The organism is Reyranella sp. GW821-FHT14A01, from assembly GCF_058803965.1.
On sequence record NZ_JBXAPM010000013.1, the window covers coordinates 1 to 18,880 of the forward strand.

Here is an 18,880-nt window from a genome sequence, read left to right on the forward strand (position 1 = left end):
TCGGTCAGCAGTTTGAATCACAGTCCTCTCGATTTGGGAATCCCTTCCGATTCAATCAGCCTCGGAAAGACTCTAGCTGGGCAACATCAAATGGCCAGTATTGAATTGGCGGAAGAGAGTGGGAGTCGAACCCACTAAGAACCGGCTGACGGCCCTCTCTGGCTTTGAAGGCCAGCCGCCCCACCGGGAGCGCTTCCCCTCCGGGGCGGATGATTCACCAGAACCGGGTCCATGTCACCTGTGTGCTAGGATGAAATTCATCAAGGGATTCAAGACCATGACCGTCGAATTGAAGTACGTCATCGCCAACGTCTCCGACCTTGCCGCAGCCGTTGCCTTCTGGCGCGACACCGTCGGATTGAAACTCAAGTTCGAGACCCCGGAATGGGCCGAATTCGACACCGGCGCGACCCGGCTTGCTCTTCAGCCAGCATCGGCAGCGAATCCGGCAGGGACATGGCAGCCCGGCCTGCGCGTTCCCGATCTTGCCAGCAAGCGCGCCGAACTCTCCGCACGAGGCGTGAACGTCGGCGGCGCGCCGCACGAGGAGCACGGTTTCCTGCTGTCGCTGTTCAGCGGGCCCGATGGCGCGCCGGTCAGCCTGAGCGGACCCGTTCCTAAGGCGTAGGCGGCGGGCCGTAGTGCAGCGCCTTCTGCCGCACCGGCCGGCGCAGATCGCCGCGGCGTATCGTGATGCCGTGGCGGTCGAAGAACTCCAGGATCTGGATCGCCAGCTTGCGCCCGTTGTCGAGCTTGTCGCGGAACTCGGCGGCGCTGAATTCGTGATCGAAGCCGTTGGCGATTCCGATCATCTCGGCGACCACGGGGCGCAGGAAGTAATGGTCCGGCGCCAGTTCGACGACGCGCCCCAGTTTGGCCAGGCGCTGCAGCAGCCGGCGCGTGTCGACCTCCGCCGCGTTGTAGGCCTGGGCGAAGTCGCGGACTCGCGGCGGCTTGAAGCGATCGCGCGTCATGTCGGCATGGATCTTCTGCCACAGCGCCTCGTCGCGCGAGCCGAGCTTCAGCGAATGACCGGGCAGACGCAGGAAGGCGCCGTCGACCACGACGGTCTTGGCGCGGATCTCCCGGTCGATTAGGACCTTGAACACGGCGGCCGGCCAGCGGCGCTTCAAGATCACCCTCAGCCGCTCCGCCTGAAGGCCCGGCGCATCGGCCTTGGTCTCGTGGAAGGTCTTGAGCGTCTCGACGATGTCCTGGCCCGCCACGTCGAGCGTCTCGCCCAGGAAGCCGAAGCCTTCGAGCTTCTGACCGTCCGCGGCCAGGAGAAGCTTCTCGACCTCCGCGGGCCGCAGGTTCCGCGACAGGCCGAAACGGCCCAGGTCGACGAACCCGCTTTCCAGCCGCAACAGCCGCGGCAGGACTTCGCTGTCGGCCTCGGCGAGTGCGGCCAGCTCCAGCAGGCGCCGCTCGGCGCGCCGGTTACGCGGCGGCCCGAAGGGATCGATCACCGTCGCGCCGGCCATCGTGCGGGTGGCGGACGGGTCGCGGAGAATGACCCGGTCGCCTGCGAGCGCGCCGACCTTTTCGTCGAGCACGATCTGGGCGAGCGCCGTGTCGCCCGGCGCCAGCCGCTCGCCTTCGAGCAGCGCCACGCGGCCCATCACATGCGCCGATCCGAGATGAACGTGGACCGGCGACCAGTGCTTCAGCGGCTGCGCTTCCGAGGCGAGCAGGCTCAGCCGGACGTCGATGCGATCGGTGGGCGCGTGCAGTTCGGGGCTCACCACCCATTCGCCGCGCTTGATCGCGTCCTTGGAAAGCTTCGGACCGGCCAGGTTGAGCGCGCAGCGCTCGCCGGCGCGCCCGAGCTCGGCCGGCCGGTTCTGCGCGTGCAGCGAGCGCACCCGCGCCTCGATGCCCGACGGCGTCAGCAGCAGCCGGTCGTCGACCCTGATCTCGCCGGCATGGACGGTGCCGGTGACGACGACACCTGCGCCGGACAGCACGAAGCAGCGATCCACCGCCAGCCGTGCGAAGCCTGCCGCGCCCTTGCCGCTCTCGCCGAGGACCAGCAGCTTTTCCTTCAGCTCGTCGATCCCCTGCCCCGTCATCGCCGAGACCGGCACGATCTCCGCGCCGCGCAACGACGTCGTGGAAAGCAGCGTCTCGATCTCGGCCATCCGCTCCAGCAGCTGGTCTTCGTTGGCGAGGTCGGACTTGGTCAGCGCCACGATGCCGCGATCGAGGCCCAGCAGGTCGAGAATCTGCAGATGCTCGACGGTCTGCGGCTTTATGCCCTCGGCCGCGGACACGACGAGCAGCGCCGCATCGATGCCGGTGGCGCCGGCCAGCATGTTGTGCACGAAGCGCTCGTGACCCGGTACGTCGACGAAGCCAAGCTGGCGGCCGTCGCCGAGATCGCTGTAGGCGTAGCCCAGGTCGATGGTGATGCCGCGTGCCTTCTCTTCCTTGAGACGGTCGGCATCGACACCGGTCAACGCCTTCACCAGCGCGGTCTTGCCGTGATCGATATGGCCTGCCGTTCCGACGATCATGGCAAAGGCTCCTCGGCGCGGCGCTCGGCTTCGGCGCGCTGCGAGGGCTTGGCATGCGCCCGCGCCTCCTTCAGGAAGCCGGCCGCCAGTTCGCCCGCGCCGTGCGCCTGCGCGCGCAGCAGCCAGTGCAGCGCTTCCACCACGTCACGCTCGATGCCCTTGCCGGCGAGATAGGCCGCCCCCAGCATCGCCTGCGCCTCGGGATGACCGAGCCGCGCCGCACGTCCCCACCAATCGGCCGCCGCCGCCGCGTCGCGTTCGACGCCTAGTGCGTTGTGGTGAATGTCGCCCAGCCGGGCCATCGCCGCCGCACTGCCGCGTTCCGCCGCCTTCTCCGCCCACAGCCGTGCGCCGGCGTAATCCTGCGCGCAGCCGCCGCCCAGCAGCTTCATCCAGGACAGCATGTCCTGCGCTTCGGCATCGCCCTGCTCTGCCGCCTGCTCGTATAGTCGCGCGGCTTCGGCCTGGTCCTGCGGCACGCCCCAGCCTTCGTAGTGGCACAGGGCGAGATTGCGCTGCCCGCCGGCATCGCCCTGTTCGGCAGCGCGCTTCAGCCAGAGGATCGCCTTCGCATGATCCTGCTCGACGCCGCGCCCTTCGAGGAAGGCGGCCCCCATGTTGCTCTGCGCCCGCGCATGCCCTTCATGGGCGAGCGGTGCCCACAAGTCGAGCGCGATGCCGTAGTCGCCGGCCTTCCATGCAGCCAGCGCCTCCGCCATCCGCTGTTCCGGCGGCGGCGTGCGGTCGAGCAGCCTAGCCAGCCACGACATGGAGCTTGTCCAGTTGCGCAATGAACGCCGACTCATCGTCGAGCGTGCGCAGATCGAAGTAGAGCGTGCCGTCGCCGATCCGGCCGATCACTGGAACCGGTAGGCGGCGGAAATTGTCGGCGATCTTGTCGAGGCCCTTGGCGTTGATCGCGATCGCGAACGACGGCAGCAGGTCGACGGGCAGCGCGCCCGATCCGATCTGGCCCCGCACCTCCGCAACGCTCACCTTCGCATCGGCGCCCAATGCCGCCTGCACGACCGGCAGCAGCCGTTCCGCCACCGCACGGATCTCGGCGGCCGGTCGCGCGAGCGCGCGGATGGTCGGGAGGCGCTGGGCCAGCCGCGTCGGATCGGCATAGAGCCGCAGCGTCGCTTCGAGGGCTGCGAGGCGTACCTTGTCCAAGCGCAGCGCCCGCTTCATCGGGTTCTTCGCGATCCGCTGGATCAGCGGCTTGCGGCCGACCAGCAAGCCCGCCTGAGGGCCGCCCAAAAGCTTGTCGCCGGAGAAGGTGACGACATCGACACCGGACTCGATGGCCTCGCGCGCCGTCGGCTCGTGCGGCAGGCCCCAGGTTTCGAGATCGGCCAGGGTGCCGCTGCCGAGATCCTCGATCAGCGCCACGCCTTTCTCGCGCGCCAGCGGCACGAGCTCGGCCGCCGCAACGGATTTCGTGAACCCCTGGATCGCGTAGTTCGAAGGATGGACCTTCATGATGGCGGCCGTGTCGGGGCCGATCGCCGCCACATAATCCTTGAGATGCGTGCGGTTCGTCGTGCCGACCTCGATGAGACGGCAGCCGGCGCGCGCCATGATGTCGGGGATTCGGAAGGCGCCGCCGATCTCGATCAGCTCGCCGCGCGACACGATGACCTCGCGACCGGCGGCCAGCTCGCTCAGCACCAGCAGCACGGCGGCGGCATTGTTGTTGACCGCCGTCGCGGCCTCGGCGCCGGTCAGCCGGCAGAGCCAGGGCGCGATGTGATCGTCGCGCTCGCCTCGGGCGCCGCCGCCCAGATCGTATTCGAGCGTCGTCGGCGAGCGCATCGCCTCGACCGCTGCCGCGATGGCTTCCTCGGCCAGGACCGCGCGGCCGAGATTGGTGTGCAGCACGGTGCCGGTGAGATTGAACACGCGGCGCTGCGAGGGCTGCAGGAACGCGCCGAGACGCGCCGTGCACCAGAGGATGCAGGCGGCTTCGTCGGCGACCTCTTGTGTGCCCCGCTTCGCGTCGACCCAGGCCCGCAGCGTTTCGACGACGAGAGGACGGCCGGCGCGCTCGATCAGCGGCGCGAGGGTCGGCCAGGAGGCCATGCGATCGATCGACACGGGACGGATTTCGGAGGCGCCATCGGCGCGGTCGGCACGCGACACGGGATCGTTTCCTACAGAAGTTGGGCGAACGGCATCCGCCGACACCCAACATGGCTCAGGCCCAACGGCCGATCAATCAATTCTCCGGCTGCTCCATCATGCCCAGCACAAACGGATTGGGCACGCGCGCGAAGCCCTCCTCGCCCACCAGCACGTCGAGGCCCAGCGAGGCCAGATCATCGGCCAGCGGCTCAAGGGCGCGGGCCTTCTCGAGATAGAAGACCTTCGAATAGCCCTGGCAGACGTCGCAGCATTCCGCGCGGAGATAGGCCGTGCCCGCCAGATTGCGGAACGAAACCTTGTCGGTGCTGCCGCAATGCACGCAGCGCACGCGCGTATAGCGCCACGACGTGGCGCACAGCGAACAATGGAGATGCCGGTGCCCGAACTTCGTGCCGCCGGGCGAGACGAGGCCCGACACAGGTGGCGATCCGCAGGCCGGGCATTCGCCGCTTTCGGTCTCGCTGGCGAGGTCGCCGGCATCGAGCAGTGCCGCCATGCGCGTCCAGGCGACCTGCAGGGCCGCCGCCACGAACACGACCTGAGCCGCTTCGCCGGGTGCGACATCGCCGCCGAGGAAACGGTCCGCGAGGGACTCTAGCGATGCCCGACTTGCTTGCGCCAGCGCGTCCCGTGCCGCTCGCGCCGAGTCCGGCAGGACATCGAGATCGATCGTCTCCACGATCCGCGCCAGCGCCACGCGCCAGCTCTCGTCGCGCGACCAGATCGCGGGATCGAGCGGTGCGCGCTGCACCAGCTTCGCCTTGCCGATCTCGGCGGCGCCGGGCAGCGACCCGGGCGGCAAGCCGGCCAGCGCCTTGTGCTGGGCCTCGACGAGCGCCGCGATCAGGCGGAGGAAGCCTTCGAGATCGTGGCCGGGCGCCAGCGCCAGCAGGCGGGCGGCGCGGATCTGGAAGACCGTCGAGAGGTCGGGCAGGCGAATGCGCTCACCCTCGGCGGCGGCGCCGAGGATGTTTTCGCCGAAGTTGGCCGTCGGGTTGTCGGGACCGGCGCTCAGGGTTTGCCGACTTCCTGGCGGAACCACTTGCGATGATGCTTCCACGCCCAGCCGCCGCTGACCGAGCCACGCGTCATGGCGCTCAGCGTGCCCTTGACCCAGATGGCGGCGTAGACGTGCACGATCCAGATCAGGATGGCGCCAATGGCGCACAGCGCATGGACCACCGCCGACAGCCGCTTCTGGTCGATCGTGGTGTAGGAGAAGAAGTAGGTGTCCCACAGCACGAAGCCGCTGCCGAGCAGCAGCAGGATCAGGATCGACTGGCCCCAGAAGACCAGCTTCTGGCCGGCATTGTACTTGCCCAGCTCGGGCAGCCCCTCTTCCTTGTTGTTGATCACCGATCCCAGGTTCTTCATCCAAACCGTGTCGTCACGGTTCCAGAAGTTGAGCGTGAAGAAGCGCAGGAAGAGGCCGAGGAAGCTGATGGCCAGCACGACGCCGATCCACGGATGGAGCATGCGCGTCATCTGCCCGCCGCCGAACAGGTAGGTGAGGAAGTAGAGCGAGGGATGGAATAGCGCCAGCCCGCTCAGCGCCAGCAGGATCAGCGATACCGCCGTGATCCAGTGGTTGATGCGGGCGGCGGTCGTGTAGCGGCTTACCGGCTTCGTGTGCTCGGTCATACCTTCTCACTCCCGGCCAGTTCGGCCGCCTTCTCCTCGTCGTGCTCGGTGACCCTGTTCGGTCCCTTGGTGACGTAGTGCATGAGGCCGAAGGCGCCGGCGAAGGCGATGGCGGCCAGCGACAGGGGCTTCATCACGCCCTTCCAGATGCCCACCAGCGGACTGATGTGCGGATTGTCCGGCAGGCCGGCATAGAGCGATGGCTTGTCGGCATGCTGCAGCACGTACATGACGTGCGTGCCGTTCACGCCCGGCGGATTGTAGAGGCCGGCATTCTGGTAGCCGCGCGACTTCAGGTCGGTGATGCGCTTGCCGGCATGGGCGATCATGTCTTCCTTGGTGCCGAAATAGATCGCCTGGGTCGGGCAGGCCTTGGCGCAGGCCGGCGCCTGGCCGACCACCACGCGGTCGGAGCAGAGCGTGCACTTGTAGGCCTTGCTGGTGACCTGCGAGATGCGCGGGATGTTGAAGGGACAGCCCTTCACGCAGTAGCCGCAACCGATGCAGTTGTCGGAGATGAAGTCGACGATGCCGTTGGTGTACTGCACGATCGCACCCGGCGCCGGACAGGCCTTGAGGCAGCCCGGATCGTCGCAGTGCATGCAGCCGTCCTTGCGGATCAGCCATTCTAGATCGTCGCCGTGCTCGTACTCCGTGTAGCGCATCACGGTCCACGAGGCCGTCGTGAGATCGGTCGGGTTGTTGTAGGTGCCGTCGGTGTAGCCGATCGGCTGGTCGAGCTGGTTCCACTCCAGGCACGCGGTCTGGCAGGCCTTGCAGCCGATGCACTTGCTGACATCGATCAGCTTGGCAACAGGCACTGCAGCGGGCTTGCCGGCGACGGGCGGCGGCACGCTGGAGGCGGACCGGCGGCGGAGATCGAGGGCTTGCATCACGGACATCTCACCCTCCCCGATCAGGCCACGGCCGGCTGCGACGCCGGCGGGGTGGTTTTCTTCACGTCGACCAGGAACGCCTTGTATTCCGGCGTATTGGTGCTGGCGTCGCCGACCGGCGGCGTCAGCGTGTTGAGCGGGTAGGATTTCCGCGTGAGGCCGATGAAGCCGTAATGGATCGGCAGGCCGACCACGTCGCAGGGCTTGCCGTCGACCATGATCGGCCGGATGCGCTTGGACACCGACGCCTTGGCCTTGATCATGCCGCGCTGGCTCGAAACCTCGACCCAGTCGCCGTTCTTGATACCCTTGGCGTTGGCCAGCCGCTCGCCCATCTCGACGAACATCTCCGGCTGGACCACGGCATTATCGTGCACGTTCTTGGTCCAGTAGTGGAAGTGCTCGGCGAGACGATAAGAGGTCGCCACGATCGGGAACTTGTCGGGCGTGCCGAAGGACTTCGCGTCCGCCGCAAATACCCGGACCACCGGATTGGTGGTGACCTTGGGATGCAGCGGGTTGGCGATGTAGGCGTCCATCGGCTCGTAATGCTCGGGGAACGGCCCATCCGGCATGGCGGTGCGGCTGAACAGCCTCGCCGTGCCTTCCTGGTTCATGATGAACGGGCCGACCGACTTGTCGGGCGCGACGGTGGGCGCGTAGTCGGGCACGTCGCCGCCGACCCAGCGCGAGCCGTTCCAGGTGATGTACTTCTTCCGCTCGCTCCACGCATTGCCCGCCGGATCGGCCGAGGCGCGGTTGTAGAGGATGCGGCGGTTAGCCGGCCAGGAGAAGCCCCAGTTCGGATGGATGCCGAGGCCGGTCGGGTCGCTGGCGTCGCGGCGCATCGCCATGTTGCCGGCCTCGGTATAGACGCCGGTGTAGATCCAGCAGGCGCCGGACGTCTTGCCGTCGTCGCGCATGACCGCGAAGCCCGGCAGCAACTGGCCGGCCTTCAGCATCACCTTGGTGGGGTCCGCCGGATCGGGCAGATCCTCCAGCGCGTAGCCGTTGATCTCCTTCAGGAGCTCGACCGGTTCGGGATGCGCGGGCTTGGCGTAGTTCCACGACGTGTTGAGGATCGGATCGGGGAAGGCACCGCCGTCCTTCGCATAGGCCGCCCGCAGGCGGTTGTGCAGATCGGCGATGATCTGGATGTCGCTGCGCGATTCGCCCGGCCCGTCCACCGCCTTCCAGTGCCACTGGATGACGCGGCTGGAGTTGGTGAAGCTGCCTTCGTCCTCGGCATAGGCGGTGGTCGGAAGCTGGAACACCTCGGTCTGGATCGCCTTGGGATCGACGTTGTTGAACTCGCCGTGGTTTTCCCAGAAGTGCGCCGTCTCGGTCTCCAGCGGGTCGATGATGACCATCCACTTGAGCTTCGACAGCCCCGACACGACCTTCGCCTTGTTGGGCGCGGCCATCATGATGTTGAGGCCCTGGCAGAACAGGCCGTTCATCTGGCCGCCCGCCATCATGTCGACCATCTTCAGCACGTCGTAGGCGGTGTCGAACTTGGGCAGGTAATCGTAGGCCCAGTCGTTCTCCTTGGTCGCCGCCGCGCCGAACAGGCTCTTCTGCTGGCTGACGAAGAACTTCCCGTAATTCTGCCAGAAGCTGGTCTGGCCGGGACGGATCGGCTTGAACCCGCGCGACTTCATGTAGTCGGCGTAGGTGGTTTCCTTCTCCGTCGGCAGCACCAGGTAGCCCGGCGTCGAGGTCGACAGCAGGGCGAAGTCGGTGATGCCCTGGACGTTGGAATGGCCGCGCAGCGCGTTCACGCCGCCGCCCGGGATGCCCATGTTGCCCAGCAGGAGCTGGATCATGGCCATGCTGCGGATGTTCTGCGCGCCGGTCGTATGCTGGGTCCAGCCCAGCGCATAGAGCGACGTCATCGAACGCTCGCCGTTGGCGGTCGTGGCGATCAGCTCGCAGACCTTCAGGAACTTGTCCTTGGGCGTGCCGCAGATGCGCTCGACCATCTCGGGCGTGTAGCGCTCGACATGGGCCTTCAGCAGGTTGATGGCACAGCGCGGGTCCTGCAGGGTCTCGTCGACCTTGGCCATGCCCTGCTCGTCGAACTCGTAATCCCAGGTCGAGCGATCGACATAGTTCTTCTTCGACTCGTCATAGCCCGCGAACAGGCCGTCCTCGAACTTGAAGCCTTCCTTCACGATGTACGAGGCGTTGGTGAACGACTTGACGTATTCCTGGTGGATCTTGCCGTTGCCCAGCAGGTAACGCATGACGCCCGACAGGAAGGCAATGTCGGTTCCCGGCCGGATCGGCGCATAGAGATCCGACACCGCGGCCGAGCGCGTGAAGCGCGGATCGACCACGATCAGCTTGGCGCCGTTATTGGCCTTCGCCTCGACCACCCACTTGAAGCCGCAGGGATGGGCCTCGGCGGCATTGCCGCCCATGATCAGGACGACATCGGCATTCTTGATGTCGTTCCACGAGTTCGTCATCGCGCCACGTCCGAATGTGGGGCCAAGACTGGCCACCGTCGGTCCGTGTCAAATTCTGGCTTGGTCCTCCAAGGCCAGGATCCCGGTAGATCGGATGGCCTTGTAGGTGAGGTAGCCCGCCTCGTTGCTGCACGAGGAGCCGGCGAAGAAACCGGTGGTCAACCAGCGGTTGACCGTGACGCCGTCGCGATTCTTCGTGACGAAGTTCTTGTCGCGATCTTCCTTGGCGAGCTTGGCGATGCGCTCCATCGCGAAGTCCCAGCTCACGCGCTCGAACTTGTCGGAGCCCGGCTTGCGGTGCATCGGGTACTGGAGGCGGTTCGGGCTGTTGGCGAAGCCCAGCGAGGCCGCGCCGCGCGCGCAGAGCGTGCCGCGATTGATGGGATTGTCCGAGTCGCCCTCGATATGGACGACCTTGGCCTTGCTGTCCTTGGTCCCGTCGGCCGACGAGTAGATGAGGACGCCGCAGGCCACCGCACAATAGGGGCAGGTATTGCGAGTCTCGGTCGCCTTCTCGAGCCGGTAGGGCCGCACGCCCGCGGCCAGTCCTTCACTCGCGCCGATGAAGCCCAGCGCGCCAACCGAAGACGCGGCGAGCCCGGCAGCGCTCACCTTCATGAATTGCCGGCGTGTGACGGCCATGTTTCGCTCCCATCCTAAGCGGCGCTTTGAGGCAGTTGACTGCCTCTTTTTTATGCGCCGTCTCGGATAGTGAAACGCGTCAGGGCCGCTGAATCAACAGGTATTTCCACAATTGCTGAAATTTGAACTGGATTTCAGGGCTTGGCCTTGAGGCTCCAGGTCTCGGCCAGCTGGTCGGCCATGCGCTTGGCCATCAGGCGGTAGCCGCGGCTCTCTCCACTATTGCGGTCGCGCAGGAAGTGGATCTGATCCTCGTAGATCGTGATCGACTCGGCGGCGAATATGTCGCCCAGGTCATAGATCGCCAGACCGCGATCCTTCAGGGTCAGCATGCCGGCGATGATGCGCTGGTAGAGCGGGCCGTAGCTCAGGTCGCCGACGGCCCGTTTCTCGTCCTCGGTCAGGGTCTTGCCGGCGGACGGGGCGGGCTGGAGGAAATAGGCCGACTTCAGCCCGTTGTCGCGCGCCACCGCCTCGGTCGCGCGCAGGTATTTCTGGTACAGGCCGAGCTGGAAATTGAACAGCGTATCGGGATCCTTGTAGATCGACTCGGGCAGGGCGAACATGCCGGAGATGGTCGTCCGCTTGTTCGACTGGAAAGAGTCCTTGCCCTTGGCCACCGCCTCGATACCGCGGATGATCAGGTAAGCGGCGTGCGAATTGCCGAGGATGGGATTCTGCGCCATCGAGCCGGAAATCCGGCCCAGCACCCAGCCGATCGCGGCATCGCCGAAATTCTCGTCGGCGACGAACGGGTTGACGTCGAGGAAATTGCTGGCCGGGCGCTCCAGCCGCTCCTGCATCCAGGGCCGGAAGTAGTAGTGCTCGTTGTAGCCGCTGAGGTTGACGACGGCATCGAGGGCGCTGGCATAGAGCGAGAACAGGATGAAGGGCTGCGGCTCCTTCCAAGCGCCGTCGCCGCCGTTCAGCACGCGCCAGGGCTTGCCGTTGGGGCTGACGAAGCGGCGGTTGAGCTCCTCCTCGAAATAGCGCGGCCAGTTGGGATAGCCGTTCTGCGCGAGCTGGGAGGCGACCGAGCCACCGATCAGCATGATCGTATAGAAATTCGGATCGCGGACGGCAGGGAAATCCGGCCCGTACAGGCCCTGGGCATTCAAATAGGGAATGCCGCAGGGAGGGTTCGCGTGATGAACGAAGGCCACATAGGGATGCGGGTAGAGCGTGTCGACGTAGCGGCAGGCGGTGCCCTTGGTGGCGTCGCGCACGTAGGTGTTCTGCGTGCGTTCGAACAGCTCGGCGGCCGGCGTGTAGCGGCCGTCCTCCACGTAGAGCAGCGCAATGGCCGCGACCTCGATGCACGCCAGGGCCATGACGATCCCGAACAGGACCGTGATCAGGCCGAAGATCCGCTTCTTCATTTCTGCTCTTCCATTCCGGCGCGCCCCTGCAGCCCGCCGCTTCCGTCTACTTCGCCGCTTCGCGGATCGCCTGCCAGACACGCTGCGGCGTGGCCGGCATCTGGATGTTGCGTACGCCCAGCGGCCACAGCGCATCCATGATCGCGTTCATGACGGTGGGGGTCGAGCCGACCGTGCCGGACTCACCCACGCCCTTGGCGCCGATCGGATTGCTCTTGGCCGGCACCGTGTCGTCGAGCTGGTTGTTGAAATTCGGGAACGTCCCGGCGCGCGGCATGGCGTAGTCCATGAACGAGCCGGTCATGAGCTGGCCGCTCTCGCGGTCGTAGACGTTCTCCTCCAGCAGCGCCTGGCCGATGCCCTGGGCGCAGCCGCCCTGGATCTGGCCGAACACGATCGGCCGGTGCAGCGGCTTGCCGACATCGTCGACCGTCGTATAGCGCTTGAGTTCGACCATGCCGGTATCGGGATCGATCTCGACCTCGCCGACATGGGCGCCGTTGGGCCAGGCGATACCGTCGACCGCGTTGACGTTCTCGATATAGATGCGCTTGTCGGGCTGCTTCGCCGCTAGTTCGCCGAGGCCGATGCCTCGGTCGGTGCCGGTGATGGTGAAGCGGCCGGCCGAATAGACGATGTCGGCGGTGGCCGCCTCCAGCGCGTCGGCCGCCAGTTCCTTGCCCTTGTCGACCAGCTTCTCGCTGCCGCTCAGCACGGCCGAGCCGCCGATATAGGCCGAGCGCGAGCCCATCGAGCCGACGCCGCCGACGCGGTCGGAATCGCCCATGGCGATCTCGATCTGGGACGGGTCGATGCCCAGCAGTTCCGAGGCGAGCTGGGTGAAGCTGGTCTGCAGCCCCTGTCCCATGCCCTGGGTGCCCATCCAGATCACGACCTTGCCGTCTTCCCGGACCTCGTAATGCGCCATCTCGTTCAGGACGTTGGCCGAGGTCCATTCTACATAGGAGGCGAGCCCGCGGCCGTAGAGCTTGCCGCGCTTCTCCGCCTCCGCCTTGCGCGCGGCGAAGCCGTTCCAGTCGGCCGCTTCGAGCGTCTTGGTGAGGAAGAGGTTGAAGTCGCCGGAATCGTACTTCTCGCCCATCGCCGTCGTGTAGGGCATCTGCTCGGGCGTCACGAAGTTGCGCCGGCGCAGTTCGGCCGGATCCATGCCGATCTGGCGCGCCGCCGTGTCCATCATGCGCTCGAGGTTGAAGATGCACTCCGGACGGCCGGCGCCGCGATAGGCGCCGATCGTGGCGGTGTTGGTGATGACGCAGGTGATCTTGAGATCGATCAGCGGGACGTCGTAGGTGCCGGTCGTCACCTTAGGCCCGACGAACAGCGGGATCACCACGCCGCCGCGCGACGGGTAGGCGCCGATATTGGCGAAGGCTTCCACGCGCAACGCCAGGATCCTGCCGTCCTTGTCGAACGCCATCGAGGCCTTGTGGAACTGGTCACGGCCGGCGGTCGTGGCGGCAAACTCCTCGCCGCGCTCGGCGCGCCAGCGCACCGGGCGCTTCAGCACCTTGGCGGCCCACACCGCCACCGCCTCGTCCGGCTGGATGCCGACCTTCATGCCGAAGCCGCCGCCGATGTCGCGCACGACGACGCGGACCTTGTCCTTCGGCATCTTGAGGATGACGTCGCACAGCGTGTCGCGCGTCACCGACGGATTCTGGCTGCCGATATGGACGATCAGCCGGTCGCCTTCCCACTCCGCCATCACCGCGCGCGGCTCCATGGCGTTCACGATCAGGCGCTGGTGGATGATGTCGAGCGACACGACGTGGGCGGCCGCCTTGAAGGCCTCCTCGGCCTTGGCATTGTCGCCGAACTTGTTGTAGCCGGCGATGTTGCCGGGCGCGCCCTGCCAGACCTGCGGCGCGTCGGGCTTCAGCGCATCCTCGATCTCGGTGACCGACGGGAGCTGGTCGTACTCGATGTCGACCAGCTCGACGGCGTCCTGGGCCTGCTCGCGCGTATCGGCCACGATGGCGACGACCGCCTCGCCGACATAGCGCACGACCTCATGGGCCAGCGAGCGCCGCGGCGTCATCTCGGGCTTGCTGCCGTCGGCGGCGGGAAACATCGTCGGGAAGGCGAAGTTGCCGGCGCCTTCCTTTTCCATGTCGGCCCAGGTGTAGACCGCGACCACGCCCGGCGCCTTTTTGGCAGCCGTTGTGTCGATCTTGACGATTTTTGCATGGGCGTGCGGGGAACGAACGAGGACCACATGGGCCTGGTTCGGGCGCGAGAGGTTGTCGGTGAAGCCGCCCGTGCCGGTCAGAAGCCGGTCGTCCTCGACACGCTTGATGTACTGAGCCTTACCGAAAACCGCCATACGCCACTCCCGCCGCTAAACCCGTCCTGGATCGGCCGGACTATAGCGGCGAAGCGGCGTCCCACAAGCCGGGGCGACGGATCGCCCCGCCGCTCAGTGGCGGAGGCTGGGCATCTCCGGCAGCGGAACGATGCGGATTCCGGCCGCTTCCAGCCCCTCGCGGACCGCCTTGGAGACGGTCACGGCCGTCGGCCCGTCACCATGTACGCAGATGGAATCGACCTGGCAGGGGATGCGCTTTCCCGAGGTCGAATAGATCGCCTGCTCGTCGACCATGCGGCGGACATGCTCGACCGCCTTGGCCGGGTCCTTGATCATCGAATTGGCTTCCTTGCGCGGCGTCAGGAAGCCGGCATCGGTGTAGGTGCGGTCGGCAAAGACCTCCTCGGCGACCCGCAGCCCGTGCTTGCGGGCAGCCTTGCCCTGCTCGGTATTGGCCTGGGCGAGGAAGATCAGGTCGCGATCGACCGCCCGGGTCGCGCGTGCGATGGCCTCGGACATTTCCGAGCTCTCGGCCGACATGTTGGCCATCATGCCGTGGGGCTTCATGTGGGTGACCTTGCCGCCATGGAGGGCCGCGATCGCCTGCAAGGCGCCGATCTGGTAGGCGATGTTGGCCTCCAGCTCCTTGATCGTGAGGTTGATGACGCGGCGGCCGAAGCCCTGCAGGTCGGCGAAGCCCGGATGGGCGCCGATCGAGACGCCGTTCTGTGTGCAGAGCTTCACCGTATCCATCATCACGACCGGATCGCTGGCGTGAAAGCCGCAGGCCACGTTGGCCGAGGTCACGATCTTAAGCACCTCGTTGTCGTTGCCCATCACCCAGGGACCGAAGCTCTCGCCCAGGTCGGAATTGATGTTCACGTGTCCAGCGTTCGTTGCGGCGGCCATGGGAGACTCCCTCAATTCGAGGCGCTATCGTAGCAGATGTGAGCGTTCGGTACCTATCCTGCGGCGACACCGCCTTCACTGTCGAGTTCGGCAACGAGATTTCCCCCGAGATCAACGGCAGGGTGATGGCGCTGCATGCCGCCATCGCCCTGGCCCGCGAGGCCGGCGAGATTTCGGGCGTCGTCGAGACCGTCCCCACCATGCGGTCCCTGATGGTGACCTACGATCCGCTGTCGACCAGCCGGGCCGACCTGCAGCCCCAGGTCGATGCACTCATCGCGCGAGGCCTGCCGGTCGATGCCAATAGCCGCCAGGTCACGGTCCCCTGCTGCTACGACGATCCGGAATTCGCGCCCGACCTCGCCGAGGTTGCCGAGCGCACCAGGAAGTCGCCGGAGCAGGTGATCGCCGCCCACCTCGCCTCGCCCTTCAAGGTCTACGTGCTGGGCTTCATGCCGGGCCTCGCCTACATCGCGGGACTGGAGCAATCCCTCTTCCTGCCGCGCCGCAGCCAGCCGAGGGTGAGGGTGCCGCGCTCCTCGGTCGCCATCGCCATGGACATGACGACGATCTACCCGTTCGAGAGCCCGGGCGGCTGGCACCTGATCGGCCGCACGCCGCTCTGGATGTTCGACAAGCGCCGCGAGCAGCCGGTGTTCCTCTCACCCGGTGACTCGCTCACCTTCGAGCGCATCGACCGCAAGAGCTTCGACCGCATCGCGCGCGAGGTCGAGGCCGGCAGCTTCGACTGGTCGAGCTTGGTGAAAGACAAATGAGCGCGGGTCTGAAAGTCGTCCGCGCTGGTCTGTTCGACACGCTGCAGGATCTCGGCCGCACCGGATTCATGGCGCTCGGCATGCCGACAGCCGGCGCGATGGACCGAATCGGGCTCAGCCTCGCCAATGCGCTGGCCGGCAATCCCGCGAGCACCGCGGGGCTCGAGATCGGCGTCATGGGCCCCGACCTGCTGGTCGAGGCCGACAGCGTGCGCGTGGCTCTGGTGGGACCGCTCTCTCCTTCGCTAATCGAGGGGCCGGACGCCACGCCCAAGCCGCTGGATTCCGATCGCAGCCATCTGCTGAAGCGTGGGCAGATCCTGAGGGTCGGCATGATCGAGGGATCGAGCACGGCCTATCTCGCCGTCTCCGGCGGCTTCGACATCCCGCCCTTCATGGGCAGCCTCTCGACTTATTCGAGGGCCGGCATCGGCGGCTTCGACGGGCGCAAGCTCGCCGCCGGCGATCTCCTGCCGCTGGCGAAGGCAAACGCACCCGCGGGCAACGAACGCAAGCTCGCGCAACCGTTCGACTATGGCAGCGGCGCGTTGCGCGTGATCTGGGGGCCGCAGGAGGAATATTTCAGCGAGGAAGGCCGCCGGACTTTCGTCGAGTCGGAGTATCGCGTCTCCAAGGAAGCCGACCGCATGGGCATCCGCTTCGAGGGACCGACAATCGCGCACGCCAAGAGCGTCGACCAGGGCGGCGCCGACATCATCTCCGACGGCATCGCGCCCGGCGCCATCCAGGTGCCCGGCGCCGGCCTGCCGATCGTGCTGATGGCCGATCGCCAGACGGTGGGCGGCTATCCCAAGATCGCCACCGTCGCTTCCGTCGACCTGCCGCGCCTCGGCCGGCTGCTGCCCGGCCAGACCGTGCGTTTCGCCGCGATCACCGTCGAGGAAGCCGAGAAGCTGCGCCGCGACCAGGAGACCCGCCTGCAACGTGCCATTGCAGGCTTCGTCGTAGCGCGCCCGCCAGGCGGTATCGACCTGGCCCGGCTCTACGAAGAAAACCTGATAGACGGTATCGTCTACGAATAAGAACCACGAGGAAGCGCCGTCATGAGCTGGCAACCGGAAATGGACGAGCTGCGCCGCCGTCAGGAAATGACCAAGCGCATGGGCGGCGCAGACAAGGTGAAGCGCCAGCACGATGGCGGCCGCCTCACGGTGCGCGAACGAATCGAACGGCTGCTCGACAAGGAGTCCTTCCGCGAGATCGGCAGCGTCGCCGGCAAGGCCGAGTATGACGGCAAGAACGACCTGGTCGACCTGACGCCCGCCAACGTGGTGATGGGCCGCGGCAAGATCGACGGGCGGCATGTCGCCGTCACCGGCGACGACTTCACCGTGCGCGGCGGCTCGGCCGACGCCACGATCAAGGAGAAGTCCAACTTCGTCGAACGCTACGCCAACCAGTACCGAATCCCGGTCATTCGCCTGATCGAGGGTTCGGGCGGCGGCGGATCGGTGAAGACCATCGAGACGACCGGTCGCGCCAACGTGCCCGGCGTCGCCGGCTGGGAATGGGCCGTGCGCAACATGGGCGCCGTGCCGACCGTGGGCCTGGGCCTCGGCTCCGTCGCGGGTCTGGGCGCCGCGCGACTCGCGGCCACGCACTACTCGGTGATGGTGAAGGACGTTTCGGCGATGTTCGTCGCCGGCCCGCCGGTGGTGAACCGCCTCGGCGCCAAGCAGTTCGACAAGCAGGAGCTGGGCGGCTGGGAGATCCAGCTGCGCGCCGGCGCGATAGACGAAGCGGTCGACAGCGAGGACGAGGCATTCGCCGCGGCGCGCCGCTTCCTCGCCTACCTGCCCTCGTCGGTGTACGACGCGCCGCCGCGCGGTCCCGTGACCGACGATCCGGCACGCCGCGAGGAGTCGCTGTTCGACGTCATCCCGCGCGACATCCGCAAGGTCTATCGCATCCGCCCGATCGTCGAGAAGGTCGTCGACCAGGGCAGCTTCTTCGAAATGGGCCGCCTCTATGGACGCTCGGTCGTCACCGGCTTCGCCCGCGTCGACGGCTGGCCGGTCGCGGTGATGGCGAGCGACCCGATGTTCTACGGCGGCGGCTGGACGGCCGATGCCTGCCAGAAGGTGACGCGCTTCCTCGACCTCGCCGAAACCTTTCATATGCCGGTCGTCTATTTCTGCGACTGCCCCGGCTTCCTGATCGGGCTCGAAGCCGAGAAGAGCGGCGTCATCCGCCAGGGCGTGCGCGCCATGTCGTCGATGTTCCAGACCACAGTGCCGTGGTGCACCTTCATCATCCGCAACGCCTTCGGCGTGGCGGGTGCGGCGCACCAGAACGGCTCGCGCATGAACTGGCGCTATGCCTGGCCGTCTGGCCGCTGGGGATCGCTGCCGCTGGAGGGTGGCATCGAGGCCGCCTACCGCGCCGACATCGACGCCGCCGACGATCCCAAGGCCAAGATGGAAGAGATCGGCGACCGGCTGAACAAGCTGCGTTCGCCGTTCCGCAGTGCCGAGACCTTCTGGATCGAGGAGATCATCGATCCGCGCGACACGCGCAAGATCCTCTGCGAGTTCGTCGACCTTGCCGCGCCGGTGCGCGGCAGCGGCCCTGCGAACATGTGGATGCGGCCCTGAAGCAGGGTCATTCCTTCTTGATGACGCTGATGCGCCCGTCGGCCTCAATGTAGGCTTCCTTGACCTGACGACAGTCGTCCAGCCCCTGCTCGCGGAGCTGGGCCATGAGTTCTCTTTCAGTGACGTACTCCCGGCGCATGTTGCGGTGAAGCAATCGGCCGTCGTCGATGAGTTTCAGCTTGGGCTCGCGCGTCAGGCGTTCAAACGCAGGAAACCTGAACTGCAGCCATTCGATCATATAGCTGCACATCAGGATCACCAGCACCACGAAGGCGCTTTCGCTGATCGAGCGCGTTTCCGGCGCGAAGCCGTTTCCGGCGACTTCTGACACCAGCACGATCACCAGCACGTCGGACGTCCCGATGCCGCCCAGTTGGCGCCGCAAAACCAAGCGGAGCAGGAAGAGGATGGTGAGGTAAAGAAGCACGCCCCGCAGCGCCAGTTCGGCCAATGCGATGGTGGGCACGAACATGGAATTCCAATCGATCGACAGCAGCCAATCCAAGGACGCCTCCAGACGCCACCTCCGTACAGCCGCACTGCAACGCATCAGGCGCCGCTGCG

15 protein-coding genes and 1 tRNA gene are annotated in these 18,880 nt (G+C 66.5%); 4 read left to right on the forward strand and 12 right to left on the reverse strand.

Annotation, left to right across the window (positions count from 1 at the left end):
- Positions 1-106: 106 nt before the first annotated feature.
- Positions 107-202, reverse strand: a tRNA-Sec gene (locus tag AC1ROX_RS22510).
- 75 nt (positions 203-277) lie between these two features.
- Here AC1ROX_RS22510 and AC1ROX_RS22515 point away from each other — a divergent pair.
- Positions 278-628 carry a VOC family protein gene (locus tag AC1ROX_RS22515; protein WP_493129318.1) on the forward strand — a complete coding sequence of 117 codons (351 nt, stop codon included), beginning with the start codon at positions 278-280 and terminating at the stop codon, positions 626-628.
- Here AC1ROX_RS22515 and selB read toward each other — a convergent pair.
- From selB to AC1ROX_RS22565, 10 genes are all read right to left on the reverse strand, one after another.
- On the reverse strand, positions 618-2,516 hold the full coding sequence (gene selB, locus AC1ROX_RS22520) for a selenocysteine-specific translation elongation factor (RefSeq protein WP_493129320.1): 1,899 nt from the start codon (positions 2,514-2,516) through the stop codon (positions 618-620). The genes AC1ROX_RS22515 and selB overlap by 11 nt on opposite strands.
- A complete protein-coding gene (locus AC1ROX_RS22525; RefSeq protein WP_493129322.1) occupies positions 2,513-3,286 on the reverse strand; it encodes a tetratricopeptide repeat protein in 774 nt (257 codons plus the stop codon). The genes selB and AC1ROX_RS22525 overlap by 4 nt, the downstream gene beginning before the upstream one ends.
- The gene (selA, locus tag AC1ROX_RS22530) at positions 3,270-4,598 is read right to left on the reverse strand and encodes an L-seryl-tRNA(Sec) selenium transferase (protein WP_493129730.1); all 1,329 of its coding nucleotides are present in this window, start codon (positions 4,596-4,598) and stop codon (positions 3,270-3,272) included. Before selA ends, AC1ROX_RS22525 begins: the two co-directional genes overlap by 17 nt.
- Positions 4,599-4,734: 136 nt before the next feature.
- Positions 4,735-5,703 (reverse strand): formate dehydrogenase accessory protein FdhE, encoded by a 969-nt coding sequence (fdhE, locus tag AC1ROX_RS22535; protein ID WP_493129324.1) that lies wholly within the window; start codon positions 5,701-5,703, stop codon positions 4,735-4,737.
- Positions 5,673-6,302, reverse strand: a complete 630-nt coding sequence (locus AC1ROX_RS22540; protein ID WP_493129326.1) for a formate dehydrogenase subunit gamma — start codon at positions 6,300-6,302, stop codon at positions 5,673-5,675. Before AC1ROX_RS22540 ends, fdhE begins: the two co-directional genes overlap by 31 nt.
- Positions 6,299-7,204: a formate dehydrogenase subunit beta gene (gene fdxH / locus AC1ROX_RS22545; RefSeq protein ID WP_493129328.1), complete on the reverse strand. Its 906-nt coding sequence runs from the start codon at positions 7,202-7,204 to the stop codon at positions 6,299-6,301. Before fdxH ends, AC1ROX_RS22540 begins: the two co-directional genes overlap by 4 nt.
- Before the next feature lie 14 nt (positions 7,205-7,218).
- Positions 7,219-10,311: a formate dehydrogenase-N subunit alpha gene (fdnG, locus tag AC1ROX_RS22550; protein WP_493129330.1), complete on the reverse strand. Its 3,093-nt coding sequence runs from the start codon at positions 10,309-10,311 to the stop codon at positions 7,219-7,221.
- 134 nt (positions 10,312-10,445) lie between these two features.
- Positions 10,446-11,690, reverse strand: a complete 1,245-nt coding sequence (locus tag AC1ROX_RS22555) for a hypothetical protein (RefSeq protein WP_493129332.1) — start codon at positions 11,688-11,690, stop codon at positions 10,446-10,448.
- 46 nt (positions 11,691-11,736) lie between these two features.
- Entirely contained in the window at positions 11,737-14,034 is a 2,298-nt protein-coding gene (locus AC1ROX_RS22560; protein ID WP_493129334.1) for a xanthine dehydrogenase family protein molybdopterin-binding subunit, read from the reverse strand.
- 93 nt (positions 14,035-14,127) lie between these two features.
- Complete coding sequence (locus AC1ROX_RS22565; protein WP_493129336.1) at positions 14,128-14,925, reverse strand: LamB/YcsF family protein; 798 nt, start codon at positions 14,923-14,925, stop codon at positions 14,128-14,130.
- A 38-nt stretch (positions 14,926-14,963) separates the two neighbouring features.
- Between AC1ROX_RS22565 and pxpB the strand changes: the two genes are divergently transcribed.
- Genes pxpB through AC1ROX_RS22580 form a run of 3 tightly spaced genes read left to right on the forward strand, consistent with a single transcriptional unit; the run spans position 14,964 to position 18,316 of the window.
- Positions 14,964-15,701, forward strand: a complete 738-nt coding sequence (gene pxpB / locus AC1ROX_RS22570; RefSeq protein ID WP_493129338.1) for a 5-oxoprolinase subunit PxpB — start codon at positions 14,964-14,966, stop codon at positions 15,699-15,701.
- On the forward strand, positions 15,698-16,744 hold the full coding sequence (locus AC1ROX_RS22575; protein ID WP_493129340.1) for a 5-oxoprolinase subunit C family protein: 1,047 nt from the start codon (positions 15,698-15,700) through the stop codon (positions 16,742-16,744). The genes pxpB and AC1ROX_RS22575 overlap by 4 nt, the downstream gene beginning before the upstream one ends.
- A gap of 21 nt (positions 16,745-16,765) precedes the next feature.
- The gene (locus AC1ROX_RS22580) at positions 16,766-18,316 is read left to right on the forward strand and encodes an acyl-CoA carboxylase subunit beta (protein WP_493129342.1); all 1,551 of its coding nucleotides are present in this window, start codon (positions 16,766-16,768) and stop codon (positions 18,314-18,316) included.
- A gap of 7 nt (positions 18,317-18,323) precedes the next feature.
- Here the strand turns inward: AC1ROX_RS22580 and AC1ROX_RS22585 are convergent, their stop codons facing one another.
- Positions 18,324-18,821, reverse strand: a complete 498-nt coding sequence (locus AC1ROX_RS22585; RefSeq protein ID WP_493129344.1) for a DUF421 domain-containing protein — start codon at positions 18,819-18,821, stop codon at positions 18,324-18,326.
- Between the last annotated feature and the right edge of the window lie 59 nt (positions 18,822-18,880).

What these genes read in the sequence shown, in the direction of transcription:
- selB (WP_493129320.1), bottom strand. Translation starts at nt 2,516, where the DNA reads ATGATCGTCGGAACGGCAGGCCATATCGATCACGGCAAGACCGCGCTG.
- AC1ROX_RS22565 (WP_493129336.1), bottom strand. Translation starts at nt 14,925, where the DNA reads ATGGCCGCCGCAACGAACGCTGGACACGTGAACATCAATTCCGACCTG.
- selA (WP_493129730.1), bottom strand. Translation starts at nt 4,598, where the DNA reads ATGGCCTCCTGGCCGACCCTCGCGCCGCTGATCGAGCGCGCCGGCCGT.
- fdxH (WP_493129328.1), bottom strand. Translation starts at nt 7,204, where the DNA reads ATGTCCGTGATGCAAGCCCTCGATCTCCGCCGCCGGTCCGCCTCCAGC.
- AC1ROX_RS22575 (WP_493129340.1), top strand. Translation starts at nt 15,698, where the DNA reads ATGAGCGCGGGTCTGAAAGTCGTCCGCGCTGGTCTGTTCGACACGCTG.
- AC1ROX_RS22540 (WP_493129326.1), bottom strand. Translation starts at nt 6,302, where the DNA reads ATGACCGAGCACACGAAGCCGGTAAGCCGCTACACGACCGCCGCCCGC.
- AC1ROX_RS22555 (WP_493129332.1), bottom strand. Translation starts at nt 11,690, where the DNA reads ATGAAGAAGCGGATCTTCGGCCTGATCACGGTCCTGTTCGGGATCGTC.
- AC1ROX_RS22525 (WP_493129322.1), bottom strand. Translation starts at nt 3,286, where the DNA reads ATGTCGTGGCTGGCTAGGCTGCTCGACCGCACGCCGCCGCCGGAACAG.
- AC1ROX_RS22515 (WP_493129318.1), top strand. Translation starts at nt 278, where the DNA reads ATGACCGTCGAATTGAAGTACGTCATCGCCAACGTCTCCGACCTTGCC.
- AC1ROX_RS22580 (WP_493129342.1), top strand. Translation starts at nt 16,766, where the DNA reads ATGAGCTGGCAACCGGAAATGGACGAGCTGCGCCGCCGTCAGGAAATG.
- AC1ROX_RS22560 (WP_493129334.1), bottom strand. Translation starts at nt 14,034, where the DNA reads ATGGCGGTTTTCGGTAAGGCTCAGTACATCAAGCGTGTCGAGGACGAC.